Annotated in this window: 13 protein-coding genes; 8 read left to right on the forward strand and 5 right to left on the reverse strand. The window is 63.5% G+C overall.

The window, feature by feature from the left end; all coding sequences use genetic code 11:
• A complete protein-coding gene (locus PHO31112_RS25395) occupies positions 1 to 876 on the forward strand; it encodes a carbohydrate ABC transporter permease (protein WP_150624286.1) in 876 nt (291 codons plus the stop codon).
• Positions 873 to 1,757 (forward strand): carbohydrate ABC transporter permease, encoded by an 885-nt coding sequence (locus PHO31112_RS25400; RefSeq protein WP_246178561.1) that lies wholly within the window; start codon positions 873 to 875, stop codon positions 1,755 to 1,757. The genes PHO31112_RS25395 and PHO31112_RS25400 overlap by 4 nt, the downstream gene beginning before the upstream one ends.
• Positions 1,758 to 1,871: 114 nt before the next feature.
• On the opposite strand, the gene PHO31112_RS25405 is transcribed toward PHO31112_RS25400, so the two are convergent.
• The 3 genes from PHO31112_RS25405 to rarD form a co-directional block, all read right to left on the reverse strand.
• Positions 1,872 to 2,333: a universal stress protein gene (locus PHO31112_RS25405; RefSeq protein ID WP_150586990.1), complete on the reverse strand. Its 462-nt coding sequence runs from the start codon at positions 2,331 to 2,333 to the stop codon at positions 1,872 to 1,874.
• 238 nt (positions 2,334 to 2,571) lie between these two features.
• The gene (locus tag PHO31112_RS25410) at positions 2,572 to 2,826 is read right to left on the reverse strand and encodes a hypothetical protein (RefSeq protein WP_150624288.1); all 255 of its coding nucleotides are present in this window, start codon (positions 2,824 to 2,826) and stop codon (positions 2,572 to 2,574) included.
• A 115-nt stretch (positions 2,827 to 2,941) separates the two neighbouring features.
• Complete coding sequence (gene rarD / locus PHO31112_RS25415) at positions 2,942 to 3,865, reverse strand: EamA family transporter RarD (protein WP_150624290.1); 924 nt, start codon at positions 3,863 to 3,865, stop codon at positions 2,942 to 2,944.
• Between the two features lie 203 nt (positions 3,866 to 4,068).
• Between rarD and hisN the strand changes: the two genes are divergently transcribed.
• Positions 4,069 to 4,869, forward strand: coding sequence for a histidinol-phosphatase (hisN, locus tag PHO31112_RS25420; RefSeq protein WP_150624291.1), 801 nt, complete (start codon positions 4,069 to 4,071; stop codon positions 4,867 to 4,869).
• A 23-nt stretch (positions 4,870 to 4,892) separates the two neighbouring features.
• On the opposite strand, the gene PHO31112_RS25425 is transcribed toward hisN, so the two are convergent.
• On the reverse strand, positions 4,893 to 6,224 hold the full coding sequence (locus tag PHO31112_RS25425; RefSeq protein WP_150624292.1) for an MATE family efflux transporter: 1,332 nt from the start codon (positions 6,222 to 6,224) through the stop codon (positions 4,893 to 4,895).
• A 246-nt stretch (positions 6,225 to 6,470) separates the two neighbouring features.
• Here PHO31112_RS25425 and PHO31112_RS25430 point away from each other — a divergent pair, with 246 nt between their 5' ends.
• The 5 genes from PHO31112_RS25430 (at position 6,471) to PHO31112_RS25450 (ending at position 14,587) form a co-directional block, all read left to right on the forward strand.
• The gene (locus PHO31112_RS25430) at positions 6,471 to 6,863 is read left to right on the forward strand and encodes a YXWGXW repeat-containing protein (RefSeq protein WP_174995885.1); all 393 of its coding nucleotides are present in this window, start codon (positions 6,471 to 6,473) and stop codon (positions 6,861 to 6,863) included.
• A 740-nt stretch (positions 6,864 to 7,603) separates the two neighbouring features.
• Positions 7,604 to 9,292, forward strand: coding sequence for an aspartate-alanine antiporter (aspT, locus tag PHO31112_RS25435; protein ID WP_150624296.1), 1,689 nt, complete (start codon positions 7,604 to 7,606; stop codon positions 9,290 to 9,292).
• 74 nt (positions 9,293 to 9,366) lie between these two features.
• Positions 9,367 to 11,052: an aspartate-alanine antiporter gene (gene aspT / locus PHO31112_RS25440; RefSeq protein ID WP_150624298.1), complete on the forward strand. Its 1,686-nt coding sequence runs from the start codon at positions 9,367 to 9,369 to the stop codon at positions 11,050 to 11,052.
• 135 nt (positions 11,053 to 11,187) lie between these two features.
• Complete coding sequence (locus PHO31112_RS25445) at positions 11,188 to 12,801, forward strand: bifunctional aspartate transaminase/aspartate 4-decarboxylase (RefSeq protein ID WP_150624300.1); 1,614 nt, start codon at positions 11,188 to 11,190, stop codon at positions 12,799 to 12,801.
• A 487-nt stretch (positions 12,802 to 13,288) separates the two neighbouring features.
• Positions 13,289 to 14,587: a ShlB/FhaC/HecB family hemolysin secretion/activation protein gene (locus tag PHO31112_RS25450; protein WP_150624301.1), complete on the forward strand. Its 1,299-nt coding sequence runs from the start codon at positions 13,289 to 13,291 to the stop codon at positions 14,585 to 14,587.
• Here PHO31112_RS25450 and PHO31112_RS25455 read toward each other — a convergent pair.
• A complete protein-coding gene (locus tag PHO31112_RS25455) occupies positions 14,571 to 15,119 on the reverse strand; it encodes an SLOG cluster 4 domain-containing protein (protein WP_246178562.1) in 549 nt (182 codons plus the stop codon). The two genes, PHO31112_RS25450 and PHO31112_RS25455, sit on opposite strands and share 17 nt — an antisense overlap.
• Positions 15,120 to 15,409: the final 290 nt, after the last annotated feature.

The raw sequence follows: 15,409 nt of genomic DNA on the forward strand, positions 1-15,409 counted from the left end.
ATGAATCGTTCCTCTGCTTCGTGGGTGCCCTGGCTGCTGCTGTTACCGGCGCTGGTGCTGCTCGTTGCTTTCACCCACTATCCGGCTGTCGCTACGCTATGGCACAGCGTCTTCTCGACGGCGCGTGCCGGCGCGTCGTCCGTGTACGTGGGCGCCGAGAATTATCAGCTTCTGCTCGAAGACCCCGTCTTCTGGCAGGCGCTGCGTAACAACCTTCTGTTCGCGCTGATTACCGTGCCTGTGGCGATTGCGCTCTCGATTGCCATGGCGCTGTGGGTGCACCGTCAGGTGCCGGGGCGCGCACTGTTGCGTCTGGCGTATTTCACGCCGGCCATTCTGCCGATGATCGCGGTGGCCAACATCTGGCTGTTCTTCTACACACCGCAGTACGGCCTGATCGCGCAGATTTCGCAAGCGTTCGGATGGGGCGATCACAACTGGCTCGGTCAGCCCGGCACGGCGCTGCCCGCGCTGATGATCGTGACGATCTGGAAAGAGGCCGGGTTCTTCATGATCTTCTATCTGGCCGCGCTGCAACAGATTTCGCCGACGCTTGCCGAGGCGGCTGCGCTCGAAGGCGCGTCGCGCTGGCAGTTCTTCCTGCGCGTGCAGTGGCCGCTGCTGATGCCTACCACCGTGTTCGTGGTGATCAATGCACTCATCAACGCGTTCCGCCTCGTCGACCACATTGTCGTGATGACGCGCGGCGGGCCCGACAACGTCACGCAATTGCTGCTGTACTACATCTATCAGGTGGCCTTCAGCTTTTGGGATACGTCCTACGCGGCGGCGCTGACGGTGGTCTTGCTCACGCTGCTCGCCATCGTCGCCTTTGTGAAATTCCGTCTGCTCGACTCACGCACGCACTACCAATGACGAACTCCACCAGCCCGACGCCTGCCACGCTCACGCCTGTGAAGCCACGTGCCGTCCTTCCAGCATTTTCCGCGAACGGTCAGGCGAACCTGATCGACACTGCGGGTGCATGGCTGCTCGGCCTGCTGTGGCTGCTGCCGTTGCTCTATGCATTCTGGAGCGCATTTCATCCGTCGGCTTATGCCACGCGCTTCTCGCTGAGCGCGCCGCTCACGCTCGAGAATTTCGTCCACGCGTGGCAAGCGGCGCCGTTCGGGCGGTATCTCGTCAATACCTTCGCGCTGGTGACGGTGATCCTCGCCGCGCAACTCGTGCTCGCAACGCTTGCGGCCTATGCGTTCGCTCGCTTCGCGTTTCGTGGCAGCGAGGTGGCGTTCATGATCGTGCTGCTGCAATTGATGGTCATGCCCGACGTGCTCATCGTCGAGAACTATCGCACCATCGCCTGGATGGGCCTGCGTGACACGATCCTGGGCATTGCATTGCCGTACTTCGCGTCGGCATTCGGCATTTTCCTGTTGCGGCAGGCGTTCAAGACGGTGCCGCGCGAACTGGACGATGCCGCGCGCGTGGAAGGCGCCAACGCGTGGCAAGTGCTCTGGCGCGTGTATGTGCCGCTCGCGCGTCCGGTATATGTCGCGTATGCGCTGGTGTCGATCAGTCACCACTGGAACAACTTCCTGTGGCCGCTCATCGTGACGAACTCTGTCGAAGCGCGCCCGCTGACGGTGGGGTTGCAGGTGTTCGCGTCGACCGATCAGGGGATCGACTGGTCGATGATTACGGCCGCCACGTTGATGACCGCCGCGCCGTTGTTCATCGCCTTTCTTCTCTTTCAGCGTCAGTTCGTGCAGTCGTTCATGCGGGCGGGCATCCGCTGAACGGCGAGCAGGCGGGCGCCAGTCATCGGCCAGAAAGCAAAACGGCACACCGCAGGGCGTGCCGTTTCGTTTAGCGCCGGACCCTATCGGGTCAGACGGCCTGCTGTCGCCGGCTTACTGGTCGGCGGCCTTGACCAGCAGAACCGGCAGCGTGGTAATGCGCAGCAGCGTTTCGGCGACGCTGCCGAGCAGCAGGCGATTGAGCCCGCGGCGGCCGTGCGTGCCGAGCACGATCACGTCGGCGTTCCATTCCTGCGCTTCGCGCAGCACGGCGTCGGCGATTTCATCGGTGCCTGCGTCGAGGGTGATCATCTTCGTTTCGGCCTCGACACCACGCTTTTTCAACTCGGCTTGTGCCTTAGCGAGAATCTCGCCCGTTTCCTTCTCGAACGACTCCTGGCTCTCCAGCGGTACGAAGCCGCTATAGGCGCCCGCAGCGTAGGCGTTGGCAAGCGAGGGAACGACCGACACCAGGCGGATCTTGCCCTGGCTCAGGGCCACGAGCTTGACGGCTTCGTCCATGGCGCGGTTCGAGGGGGTGCTACCGTCGATCGAGACCAGAATGCGTTCGTACATGATGGTGTCCTCTTTGGGCTGAAAACGTGTGAAAGTCTGCGTGATGCCACGGCGGGCATGAATACGCCGGGATGATTTTGATTTTCGCACCGGGCGTATCGAAAGTCATCCCATGCAACGGCACCGGGTTGACCATGCGCAATATCGCATCGTAATGCCAACCGCCGGCGCGTGCACGCCGGGGGGGGGCGTGCGCCGGGAGGTTTGGGCTGTTTCAGATGCCGGAACGCATGCCGCCTCAGTTCGGCCGGCAGGCGATCACGAGATTGGCGACGCCGCCGCTCACATCGCGTGCGAGTACGTCGTAGCCCTTTTGCTGGCATTGGGTGCGGGCGCGCTGGTCGCAGTCGCCGGCATTGGTGGCCGAGCACTGGATCTGCTGAGTGGGGCGTCCGTCCGAGGTGAACAGCGGGGCAGACGAGCCGCAAGCAGACAGCGTGATCGTGAGAAGCCCCGAGGAAAGCAGAGTGGCGATCTTTGCGAGATTTTTCATAACGGTCGTCTTATAAGCTCTCGCGAGTATAACGCGGTGTCATGGCGCTGAGCGTGCCCCGGTTCCAAGGTTGGGATACGTCTCAAGCGGCCTCTGATCGCCGCTGACTGCCGCTCTATCGACTCGCCGCGTCGGTGCGGTCTGCAGCACTTGCCAGACGTTGGCGGTGCAGTGTGCGCAGGCTGTCGAACACGACGAGCACGACGCCGAACCAAATCGGCATGTACGTCCATAGACCGCGAGCCGTGAAGGGTTCGTCGAGCAGGAAGATCGAGACTACGAAAAGCAGCACCGGCTCCACGTATCCGAAAATGCCGTACAGCCCGATAGGCAGCATGCGCGCGGCACCTAGCGTGCTCGCCAGTGCGCCGGCACTGAGCAGGCCAAGCGCGGGCAGCCAGAGCCAGTAGCGAGGTTCGCCGAGCACTATGGCGTTTTGCGGCCAGGCTTGCCAGAGCACGACGGCGGCGACCGGCGTCATTGCCAGCACTTCCATCGTGAAGCCGCTGAGTGCGTCGAGCCGCAGTCGCCGGCGCAGCACGAAATAGGGCGGATAGCCGAACATGATGAGCGCTGTCACCCATGACAGGGCGCGCGTCGCCCAGAGTTCATGGGCCACTCCCAATGCGGCCACGATCATGGCGGCCATCTGTAGCCGGTTCAGCCGCTCCTTGTACACCGTGCGCCCGGCCAGCACCATGGTGAGCGGCAGCAGGAAGTAGCCGAGGGAGACGTCGAGCAGGCGCTGTTGCAGCGGAGCCCACACGAACAGCCAGAGCTGAACGCTCAACAGCGCCGCGCAGAGTAATACCGCGCCCAACAGCGCCGGCCGGTGAAGTACGTGCGAAATCGTGCTGCCGAGAATGTTCCAGCGCCGCAGTACCGACACGATGACGAGCGTGCCGGGCAGCGTCAGCAGAATACGCCAGGCGAACACGTCCAGGCCGGTCAGGGGCGCCAACTGCGAGACGAGCGCGGGCATGACGGCGAACATGACCGACGCCGAGACAGAGAGCATGACGCCGCGACCGGAAAGCATGGGTGTCCTGTGAAATGAAGCGAGAGGGCAGGTGCTTCGCCCGGTACAGGCCGCGAGCATAGCAAATTTGCACCAGACCGGGGCGTTCTCATGGGATTGCGCCTGGCCGGGCCCGGCCAGGCTCGCGAGCGCGTATGATCGCCATTCGTCGCCGTTTTTCATTTCTTGCCGCCGCGCGCGGCACATTTGCAGGAGATTCGTGCATGCCGTCCGTCCCCGCTGTTGCTGAATACGCGGCTTTCGCAGCTTCGATGGCCGATGCCGTCAGGCCGCTGTCGCTGGGCTGGTTCCGCCGGCGTTTGGCCGTCGACGACAAGGCGGACGAGAGTCCGGTCACGATTGCGGATCGCGAGGTCGAGACCGCGCTGCGCGAGAAGATCGCAGCACGATATCCGTCGCACGGCATTTGGGGCGAGGAGTTCGGCAAGCGCGGTGTGGATGCGGAATTCGTCTGGTCGGTCGATCCCATCGACGGCACGCGCAGCTTTATCACAGGACACCCGCTGTGGGGCACCTTGCTGGCCTTGTTGCAAAACGGTCAGCCGATCGTCGGCCTGATCGACATTCCGGCAACGGGCGAGCGCTGGGTCGGTGTGAACGACGCCGCCAGCGGTGTGCACGAAGCCCGCTTCGGCGGCGAGCTATGCCGCACCAGCCCGGTCACTGTGCTGGCCGACGCGACGGTCTACGCGACGTCGCCCGACATTTTCGATGCGGCGGAGTATGCGCAGTTCGAGCGTTTGACGAAGGCCGTGAGCCGCCGTCGTTTCGGCGGCGATTGCTATGCCTACGGGCTGCTGGCGAGCGGGCACATCGAACTCGTCATGGAAGCCGGATTGCAGACCTACGACTATCTGGCGGTGGCGCCCGTCGTCGAAGCGGCGGGGGGTGTCATCACCGATTGGGAAGGCAAGCCGCTTACGCTGACCTCGCAGGGGCGCGTGCTGGCGGCTGCGAATGCCGAACTGCACGCCGCCGCGCTGGCGTGCATTCGCGCAGACTGAGACCGCAAGAGCGTCGGGGGCGATCACGCCATCTGACGCGGAAGGCCTTGCCAGATGCGCGGCAGCAAGACCCCCAGCACGATGCCGCGCGTGGCGAGAAACGCCAGCAGCGCAAGCCACAAGCCGTGATTGCCCCACGCCGCGAGCGTGAGCGGCATCACGGCACCAAAGACCAGCAGGCCGATCAGCGAGGACGTGAGTAGTTCGCGCGTGCGCGTCGCGCCGATGAACACGCCGTCGAGCTGGAAACACCACACCGCGACAATCGGCGAAAGCACCGCCCATGGCAGAAATTCGCGCGCGGCCTCACGCAGCGCCGGTTGATCGGTCAGCGTGTCGATGATGGCGCCGCCCGCCAGCGCGTAGACGAGCGCAAACGCAACGGCGCAGCCCAGTGCCCATCCGAGCGACAGCCGTATCGCATGCAGCAACGCCTGCCGTTGGCGCGCGCCGACATAGGCGCCTACCAGCGCTTCGGCGGCGTGGGCAAAGCCATCGAGACCATACGCCATGAACGTCTGGAAGTTCAGCAGCAGGGCGTTGGCGGCGAGCGTCGTATCGCCAAGCCTTGCGCCGACGCGGGCAAACCACGCGAAGGCGAGTTGCAGGAACAGCGTGCGCAGAAAGATATCGAGATTGAGCCGCAGCAGGCGCCACAGGGCGGTTCGCTCGACGAGCGTGGCAAGCCGCAGGGGTGGCAGGCCGGGCGTGCGGGCGAGCCAGAGCAGCCAGGCGCCGAGCACGAAGCCAAGCACGTCGGCCAGTGCGGTCGCCGAAGCGATGCCTGTCACGCCCCACCCGAATCCGCGCACGAAGACGAGCACGGCCACGATGTTCACGAGGTTGATGAACACCTGCACGGCGAGCCCTTGCCGCACACGTTGACACGCCAGCAGGTAGCCGAGCACCACATAGTTGCCCAGTGCCAGCGGCGCGGCGATGATGCGGATGCTGGCGTATTCGCGTCCGAGCGCCTGCACTTGCTCGCTGCCACCCAGCCACGAAACGCCCACCGACACCAGCGGATGGCGAAAGACCAGCAGAACCGCACCGATGGCAAACGCCAGCGCCAGCGCGCGCGCAAGCGTATCGCGCAGACGCACCGTATCGTTCGCACCGAACGCCTGCGCGGCGAGCCCGGTGGTGCCCATGCGCAGGAACGAGAAGCCCCAGAAGATCAGGTTCAGCAGCAGGCCGCCAAGCGCGACGCCGCCCAGATAGGCCGGTCCCGGCAAGTGACCGGCCACGGCAGTGTCGACGGCCGATAGCAGGGGCTGGGTGAGATTGGCGAGCACGATGGGCACCGCCAGACGAAGCAGTTGCCGGTGACCGGCGGCCGCAGGGGCAGGGTTCATGGGTGAGCTGTGCGGCAGCCGTTCGTGGCGGCACCGTCGATCCGCGCAGGGCGGTGGGTTATGAGTGCGCCGATTATAAGGGCTGGCAGACGGGGTTGACAGGTGGGGTTGACAGGCGGGGGCAGACGTCCGGACTCGATAGGGCGAGGGCACACATAAAACACGAACGGTACAATGCCTGACTTCTCGGTCGCCACGGAAAGGCCGCGTAGGCCGTCCGCGTTGTTTTCACAGGTTTCGTTCGTCATGACTTCACCGAACTTCCCGGCTTCCCGTTCGGCCTGCCGCCCCCACCGCCCCTATCGCCCCTATCGCCGTTACGCGCTTGCCGTCGCCTTATGCCTTGCGAGCCTGCCGGTGCTCGCCGATGTGACGCTGCAACGCGGCCCGCCGCCGCCCCGCTTCGAAGACCCGCACGCGGCCCCCAAGGGAGAGTTCTGGGTACCGGGCTACTGGCAGTGGAAAGACGGCCGCTACGACTGGGTCGACGGTCACACGGAACCCAAACGACCGGGTATGCGCTACACCCCGCCGCACTGGGAGGAGACGGGCGATCACGAATGGACCTTGCGCGACGGCGCGTGGGAGCCGTCGGGCTGGGGGCCGGGTACGATTCACGAGATTCGCGCACCCCAGTGATGTTGCGTTGTCGCCCTGCGGCATCGGGTCGCAGGGCTTGAAAGGTCTTTCACCAATGCTGTCGAGGAATTGCGACGGCGGCGTGACGTGCAGATACTTGTCCTGCGCCACGGTGCGTCACCGGTGCACGCGCCGAGAATCCACTTGGCGTTTTAGTCAGCAATCCGAGGTATTCGATTAATTACCGACTTGACGGGCACAAGGCGATGCCGTTAAGCGAAAAATATTGACACGTCCAGAACGTTGAACAACACTATGCCGACATCGCGTCACCACGAAACGCGGAACAGTCGCAGTAGGCGTAATTTAAATTATTTGTGCGAAGAAATTGCACGAGATTCGCGCGTGTCGCGCGTATCGGATACGCATTTCGAATGCGTCGCCAGCGGCTGAAGGTGTAACGTCCAAGGACTTCCGGGGAGGAGGCGGGCGTCATCGATTATCGGGTTGTCTCAACGTTTTGGGATCCGTTATGTGCACCGTACGCATTGTCTCGAGCGCCTCCCCGAGGGCCGCGCGCTTCACTCGTTATTTGGCTCGGTATTCTTCCGTACCCACTCAAACGCCTGGCAGACTCACGCGCAGGTGCTTAACGTAAGACCGCATACACGGTCTGCGGTCTCTTCGATCTGCGGGCAATCGCCACGAAGCTCTGTCGTTTCCCGAATTCATATGCCGGACAAGCGCCGCGACGTGTGGCACAGCTCGTCACCGTTGTGTGACATATGGCAGGAGCGTGTATGCAGTGTTCAGTACCGTTGTTCGATGCCGTACCGTTGATCACCGTGTTTGTCTGCGTCGTGCTGGGCCAATTGCTCGGGCGCGTCAAGCTCGGGCCGATACAACTCGGCGGCGTGTGCGGTGCGCTGCTCGTCGCATTGCTCGTCGGCCAGACCGGCTGCATGGTGGAAGGCTCGCTCAAGGACTTCGCATTCGCGCTCTTCATCTTCGCCATGGGCTTTTCCGCCGGACCGCAGTTCGTAGAGAACCTGAACTTGCGCGGCCTGCGCTTTGGCGTGCTTTCCATTATCGAAGTGGTCTTCGTGTTCGGCATCGTGATGATCGCCGTGAAGTTGCTCGGTCTGGACCCCGGCACGGCGGGCGGGTTGGCGGCGGGTGCTGCAACGGAATCCGCGATGGTCGGCACCGCCATCGAAGCCCTCAATCGGCTCGGTCTTGCGCCTGACGCATTCAAGGCATTGCAGGCCAACGTCGTGACCGCCTATACGCTGACGTATGCGTTCGGCCTCATCACCATCGTGCTGTTCACCAATCTGCTGGCGCCGCGTCTGCTGGGCATCGATCTCAAGCAGGACAGCGCGCGCCTCGCCCGGGAAATGGAAGACGAGAACGGCGGCGAAGCCGGCGTACCCGCGGCGCCCGATCTGGTCGGACGCAGCTATCGTGTGGCGCATCCGGGGCTGAGCGTCGCCGCGCTGGAGGCGGCGCTCGAGGGAAGTGTGGCCGTTGAGCGGGTGCGTCGTGCGTCGGCGTCGGTGCCTGTCGCGCAGAGCCTCGCGCTCCAGCCGGGCGACGAACTCCTGCTCGTCGGCCGGCGCGACGCCATGCTCGACGCGAATGCGCTTGTCGGCCCCGAGGTCGCGGGCACCGAAACGAACGAGATCGTGCTGGTGGAGCGCGACTTCGTCATGACCAATAAGGAAGCCGAAGGCCGCACCGTGACCGACCTGCGCCGCGAAGCGCCAGTCGATGTGCGCCACGGCGTGTTCGTCAAGTCGGTCAGGCGCATGGGCATGCAGTTGCCGTCGCTGGGCAAGATCGTGCTGCAACGCGGCGACGTGGTCACGCTGCATGGCTTGCAAAGCGATGTGGACCGTGCGGGCGACGTGCTCGGCAAACCCGTGCCATATGGCAACAAGACCAGTCTCGTGTTTGTCGGCCTTGCGCTGATCGTGGGGCTTTGCATCGGACATCTGTCGGTGCGTATTGGCGGTGTGCCGATGACGCTGGGCTCGGGCGGCGGCGCGCTGCTCTCCGGTCTGGCGAGCGGCTGGCTGCTCTCGCGGCGTCCCACCTGGGGCGCGTTCCCGCCTGCAGCCTATGAGTTGCTCAAGGATCTGGGGCTGGCGGCGTTCGTGGTGTGCGTTGGTCTGTCGGCCGGGCCGCAAGCTGCCGTGCTGCTGCGAGAGCACGGTCTGGCGCTGCCGGTGGTAGGCATCTGCGTGTCTCTCATCCCGGCCCTGGTGTCGCTGTGGGTCGGCCACAAGTTGCTGCGTATCGACGGCCCCATTCTCATCGGCGCCATCGCCGGTCAGCAGGCGAGCACGCCTGCGATCAGCGCTGTGGTGCAAACGGCAGACAGCGCGTTGCCGGTCGTGGGGTACACGGTGACGTACGCCCTGTCGAACGTGCTGTTGCCGCTCATGGGGCCGGCGGTGGTATTCGTCGCCCATCAGTTTTCGCGTTAGGGCGTGCCGGCAGGGCTGGGGCATGGCCCTGACCCTGCCGGTCGCCGTTCCCATTTCTTGACGGAGGTTCTGCCGTGGAACTCGTGCATAGCATTCTTAAACATGTCCCGGAGGTCGCGATCTTTCTATCGCTCGCCCTCGGGTACGCGATCGGGGCGATCAAGTTCGGGTCGTTCCAGTTAGGTGGCGTGGGCGGCTCGCTGCTCGTGGCTGTTGTTGTCTCCCAGATCGGCATCTCGGTCGACGCGGGCGTGAAGAGCATCATGTTCGCGCTCTTCATCTACGCCGTGGGTTACGAGAGCGGCCCGCAGTTCTTCAGTTCGCTCTCGCGCAAGACGCTGCGCGAAATCGGCATGGCCGTTTTCCTTGCCGCCTCGGGGCTGGTGACGGTGCTGATTTGCGCCAGGATTTTCGGCTTCGACAAGGGGCTTGCCGCAGGTGTGGCCGGCGGCGGTCTCACGCAATCGGCCATCATCGGCACGGCCGGCGATGCCATCTCGCGTCTGGGGCTGCCAGCGGACGAGGTCAAACGTCTGCAATCGGAAGTGGCCATCGGCTATGCCGTCACGTACATCTTCGGCAGCCTCGGCGCCATCATCGTGTGTGCGTCGCTCGTGCCCAAGCTCATGGGCCGCACGCTCAAGGGCGATGCGAAGAAAGCCGAACTCGAGATGGCCGGTGGTCAGGCTGCGCTCTCGGCCGATCAGGTCGATTCGCTGCCGCCGCTCGTCGGCCGCGTCTATCGTGTGACGACCGGCGCGGGCAAGCGTGTGGTCGACGTCGAGAAGCAGTTGACCGACGGTGTGACCATCGAGCGCTTGCGCCGCAACGGGAAGATCATCATCGCCACCGACGATCTGGTGCTCGAAGCCGGCGACGACGTGATGCTCATCGGACGCCGTGAGGCAGCGACCGACGCATGGCGCCTGTTGGGCGACGAGCAGCGTCCGTCAAGCGATCTCGACATTCCGTTGCGTATGCAGGAAGTCGTGTTCGCCCGCAAGGGCGGCAACGGCAAGACGCTCGGCGAGTTGAAGGCGGGCGTAGAGCGCGACGTCAAGCACGGTGTGTATATCGCGAAGATCACGCGGATGGGCCAGCCCGTGCCGGTGCTCGACGACACCATCGTCTATCACGGCGACGTGGTCACGCTGTATGGCGCCGACAGCGACGTGCAGCGCGCTGCGAAGGAGGCCGGTTACCCCGTCGCTTATTCGGTGAAGACCGATTATGTGTACATGGGGATCGGTATCGTGTTCGGTCTGCTGATCGGTTACATCGTGGTCAAGGCCGGCAGTATTCCGCTCACGCTGGGCAGCGGCGGCGGCGCACTGCTCTCCGGCCTGATCTTCGGGTGGCTGCGCGGTAAGCATCCGACCTTCGGCGCGATGCCGCTCGCTGCTAGTTCGCTGCTCAAGGAACTGGGGCTCGCGACCTTCGTGACCTGTGTCGGTCTGTCGGCCGGCGCGCAGGCATGGCAAACCCTTCAACAGAGCGGCGTCTCGATCTTCGTCGCCGGGGTGATCGTCACGATCGTGCCGCTGCTTCTCACCTACCTGTTCGGCCGTTACGTGCTTCGCTATGACAACGTGGCCATTCTGGCCGGTGCGCTTTCAGGCTCGCGCAGCGCCAACCCGGCTTTCGGCGAAGTGCTCGACAAGGCCGAGAGCAATGTGCCGACAGTGCCGTTCGCCATTACCTACGCCATCGCCAACGTGCTGCTCACGTTGCTCGGACCGCTGGTGGTGTCGCTGACTTGAGGTACGCAGAGACGTCGCGCTATCGCGACGCCGTGCAGCCCGATGTATTTGGTTCATTCACACGATCGTCCGTCATCGCCCCCCGCAAGACGGAATCGCAATTGGTTGTAGATGGTTGTTCATGGAGAAATTGCTATGAAATCGAAGGAACTCGACGCACTCGCCAAACTCAGCCCGTTCGAACTCAAGGACACGCTGATCGAACTCGCTCAGGACAATGGCGCACAGCGCTCGATGCTCAATGCCGGGCGCGGCAACCCGAACTTCCTCGCGCTCGAGCCGCGGCATGGCTTCTTCCAGTTGGGCCTGTTCGCGCTCTCGGAAGCCGAGCGTCAGTTTACGTATATGCCCGAAGGCGTGGGCGGCATCCCGCCCGGCAAGGGCGTTGAAGCGCGCTGGCTGGATTTCGCGCGCGAACATCAGCACGAGCCGGGGGTGAAATTCCTCGAGAAGGCGATCTCTTATATCCGTGACCAGATGGGTCTGGTCGTCGAGGACTTCCTCACGGAAATGGTGCAGGGCATTCTCGGGTGTAACTACCCGGTGCCGGATCGCATGCTGCGCAACACCGAGAAAATCGCCGCCAAGTATCTGCGTCACGAGATGGTCGGCGGTCATCCGTTCGTGGGCAACTTCGACCTGTTCGCGGTCGAAGGCGGCACGGCCGCCATGACGTACCTGTTCAATACGCTCAAGACCAACCATCTGCTGCAAGCCGGCGACACCATCGCGCTGGGCATGCCGATCTTCACGCCGTACATCGAAATTCCGGAACTGGCCGACTACCAGCTTCACGAAGTGAACCTGAACGCCGATCCGGAGCTGGGCTGGCAGTATTCGAAGAAGGAACTCGACAAGCTGCTCGATCCGAAGATCAAGGCGTTCTTCCTCGTGAACCCGAGCAACCCGCCGTCGGTCAAGCTCGACGACGCGTCGCTCGATCACCTGGCCGAGATCGTCAAGAAGCGTCCCGATCTGATTATCCTGACCGACGATGTCTATGGCACGTTTGCCGACGACTTCCGCTCGCTGTTCGCGATCGCGCCGTACAACACCATCCTCGTGTATTCGTATTCGAAGTACTTTGGAGCGACGGGCTGGCGTCTGGGCGTTATCGCCACGCACGAGAAGAACCTGTTCGACGACAAGATTGCCAAGCTGCCGAAGGTGGAACGCGAAGGGCTCAATGCGCGCTACGCGTCGATCACGACGGAGCCGGAGAAGCTCAAGTTCATCGACCGTCTGGTGGCAGACAGCCGCGCGGTGGCGCTCAACCACACGGCAGGGCTGTCCACGCCTCAGCAGGTGCAAATGGCGCTCTTCTCGCTGTTTTGCCTGATGGACGAGCCGGATGCCTACAAGCACGCCGTCAAGCGCATCATCCGCCGCCGCAAGACTGCGATGTATCGCGCGGCAGGCATTGCCGACGAGACCGGACCGACGGCCGTCGACTACTACAACATCCTCGACCTCGAAGTGCTGGGCACGAAGATCTACGGCAGGGGCTTCGTCGACTGGTTCATGAAGAACATCGACCCGTCGGAGGTGCTGTTCCGTCTGGCAAAGGAAAGTGGCGTGGTGCTGCTGCCGGGCCGTGGCTTCGGCACGTTGCATCCGTCCGGCCGTGTGTCGCTCGCCAACCTCAACGAGCCTGACTACATCCAGATCGGCAAGACGGTGCGCAAGCTCATGGACGAGTACAACGCGCGCTTTCTCGCGGGCGGCAGCAAGGGCGGCAAGAAGAAGTAAGCAAGCCACACCGGGCGTTGCGCATCGACTTCGGTGCCGGGTCTGATTGCCCGGCACCTGCGGGCCCCCCTCGGTCGCCCCTCGATGGCGATCGAGGGCGATCGAGGGCGATCGACCATTGCCCGGGAAGTGGTTTCCCAGGCTTTTTGTGACGTGGGATCGATGCGGCTCGCTGGCGTTGGGAATGCACGCAAAGTGCGTCGTAGGTGCGAAACGCGCATGGCAGGCCTGTGATCGACCGATACCCAATAAAAATGCCCGCACGAGGCGGGCAAAAATCACTACAGGGGAAGTCACGCGATACGAGTGTCAATCGATTGAAAGAGTTCCCGGCATTTTGTGACTGGCAGCGCGTCATCCGATCGACGTAGAATAGCCCCTTGTCGCTAAAGCATCCTCCTCATGTCGGACGCGGCGCATAACGCTAGCGGATGGCATCAGTGTGGGGTGGGATTTCGGGTGTCGAATGTCGTCGGTAAATCTGGCCGTGCGGAGTCGCCTCCTGCTGGCCGCGTGCCTGAGCGCCGGGATACCGGTGTTCGCGCACGCACAATCCTTGCTCTCGGATCTCAATCCGCCATGTTTTACTGAGCAGAATGCCGTGTCCTATGGTTTGTGGGATCGCGGCCTTGCGCCTCAGTATTTCGTGCCCCCTCCCGTGCCCGTCGTGCAGGACCCTGGCGCTTCATCGGACCCCATCGCATTGTTCGCGGGGGACGATCCGAACGCCGTCGCTGCTGCCGTCGATCGCGAGGCCAAGCAACGGGCCGCCGCCGCTCAGGCGGCGCAGACGGCATCGGGGGCGCAAGCGTCTAACACCGATCCATCCCAAACGACGCCAGTCGCAGAGGGCGCCCCGGAAGCATCGGCCGGCACACCATCTGCACCTCCCTCTGTGCCATTACCCGCCGGCGACTTTGCGGTCGCGCCGGAGTTGAGTGCCGATGGCACGGCAATTTCCGCAGTGGATCTGGATGCTGCCGCATCGGCGGCATCGGCGGCAAGCGAGCCGCAGCCCGTCGCCGACGTCGCGCCGCCGAACGCCTTCCTCGCACGCGCCGCATGCCTGCGCGGGCAGCCGCGCCACGAGAGCTTCGCGACGCGCAACCTGCGCATGTTGATGCGCCAGGGGCTCGTGGTGCGAGACGATTCGTTGCCACTCATCGCCACGCGTAGCCGTACCCCCGGCGAGGGCGCCGTAGGCTTGCAGGTGCTCAACGAGCAGCCTTATCAGTTCAACGTCGGCATGAACAACAGTGGCATGACGACCACGGGCAAGATGCAGGGCACGGCGAACCTGTTGATGAACAACCCGCTGGGCATGTACGGCAAGTTCCATACCACGTTGAGTCAGGACTTGCAGAACGCGCGTCGCGATACAACGAATCGGAATGTGACGGCCAACTACTCATTGCCGATCGATGCGGACTGGACAGTCGGCGTCACGGGCAAGACCAACGCGGCCACGGACCAGATCGCCACCGGCACCACGCAGACGCAGACACTGCAATGGCGCGTGCGCCGCGCGTTCGACTTCACGGCCAACGGCTCGACGGGGCTTGAATTTCGCTACAACCGCAGTCGCACCGAAGATCCGAACGCCATCCACACCTACGACAGTTTTGCCGAGGTGGGGCTGAGCCACACGCACAATCTGGGCACGTCGAAGCTCGATGTGTCGGTGATGCAGCGATTGAATGCGCCGTGGATGCCGGCGTCGAGCGGCCCGCCGGGATGGTCGTATCGCTTCCAGTCGATCGACGCGAAACTCACCGTGCCGTTCTGACGAAGTTCATCACGGTATCGAGCGATATCGTTCGCACGAGCGAAGCGGGCATGTCCGCGAAGTGCTCGCACTCCCCGAACAGAATGACGGGCTTGCCGTAATGCACGGCGAGCCCGACCTCGTCACGCGTGCCGTGATGGCCGGGCAGCGCAACGATGACGTCGCTGGATAGCACGTTGATGTGATTGCGCGAGAGTGTGCCGGCCGGCGCGTCGGGCAAATGGCGTGGCAACGGACTCACGACAGGCACTTCCACGAACGGATTCGGATAGCCGGGCAGCGGACGGAATGTCGGGGCTGCGCCGTCTTCACCGACGGCCTCGGTCGGCACGACACCGATACTGCGTCCTATACGCTGCGGAACGGCGCAAAAGGCTTCGCTCACGCTGGTCATTACGCCTTGGCCCCCGCCGGTGAGCAGGTGATAACCGGCGAGCGCGAGTGCACGTCCGAGCGGCGCGGCGAGTTCGGTCCACGGCTGTTTGCCGGAGCCCATGACACCAACGGTTTTGGGACGCAGAGCAGAGGTCATATCGGAAGGCGGTCCAGAGCGCTGCCGATGATAAACGAATTTGCGCCGACGCATCGGGCACGGCGAGAAGGGGAGATGACGGAAGGGAATGGGGGAAATCAAGCCGGCCTGGCGGTGCGAATCGTTCAGGCAAAAAAAACCCGCCGGATGGGCGGGCGAGGAAGCAGGCCTCCCACGGGGAAGTGAAAGCCTGGTCTCGCGAGGTGTCTGCGAGACCCGTGTAGTATCGTGATCCGAACGTCTGTTGGCTATGGGCCAAGTCCTAAAGTCCATGTCAGACACTTTCCATT

Source organism: Pandoraea horticolens (assembly GCF_902459555.1).
In the GTDB taxonomy this organism is placed as follows: domain Bacteria; phylum Pseudomonadota; class Gammaproteobacteria; order Burkholderiales; family Burkholderiaceae; genus Pandoraea; species Pandoraea horticolens.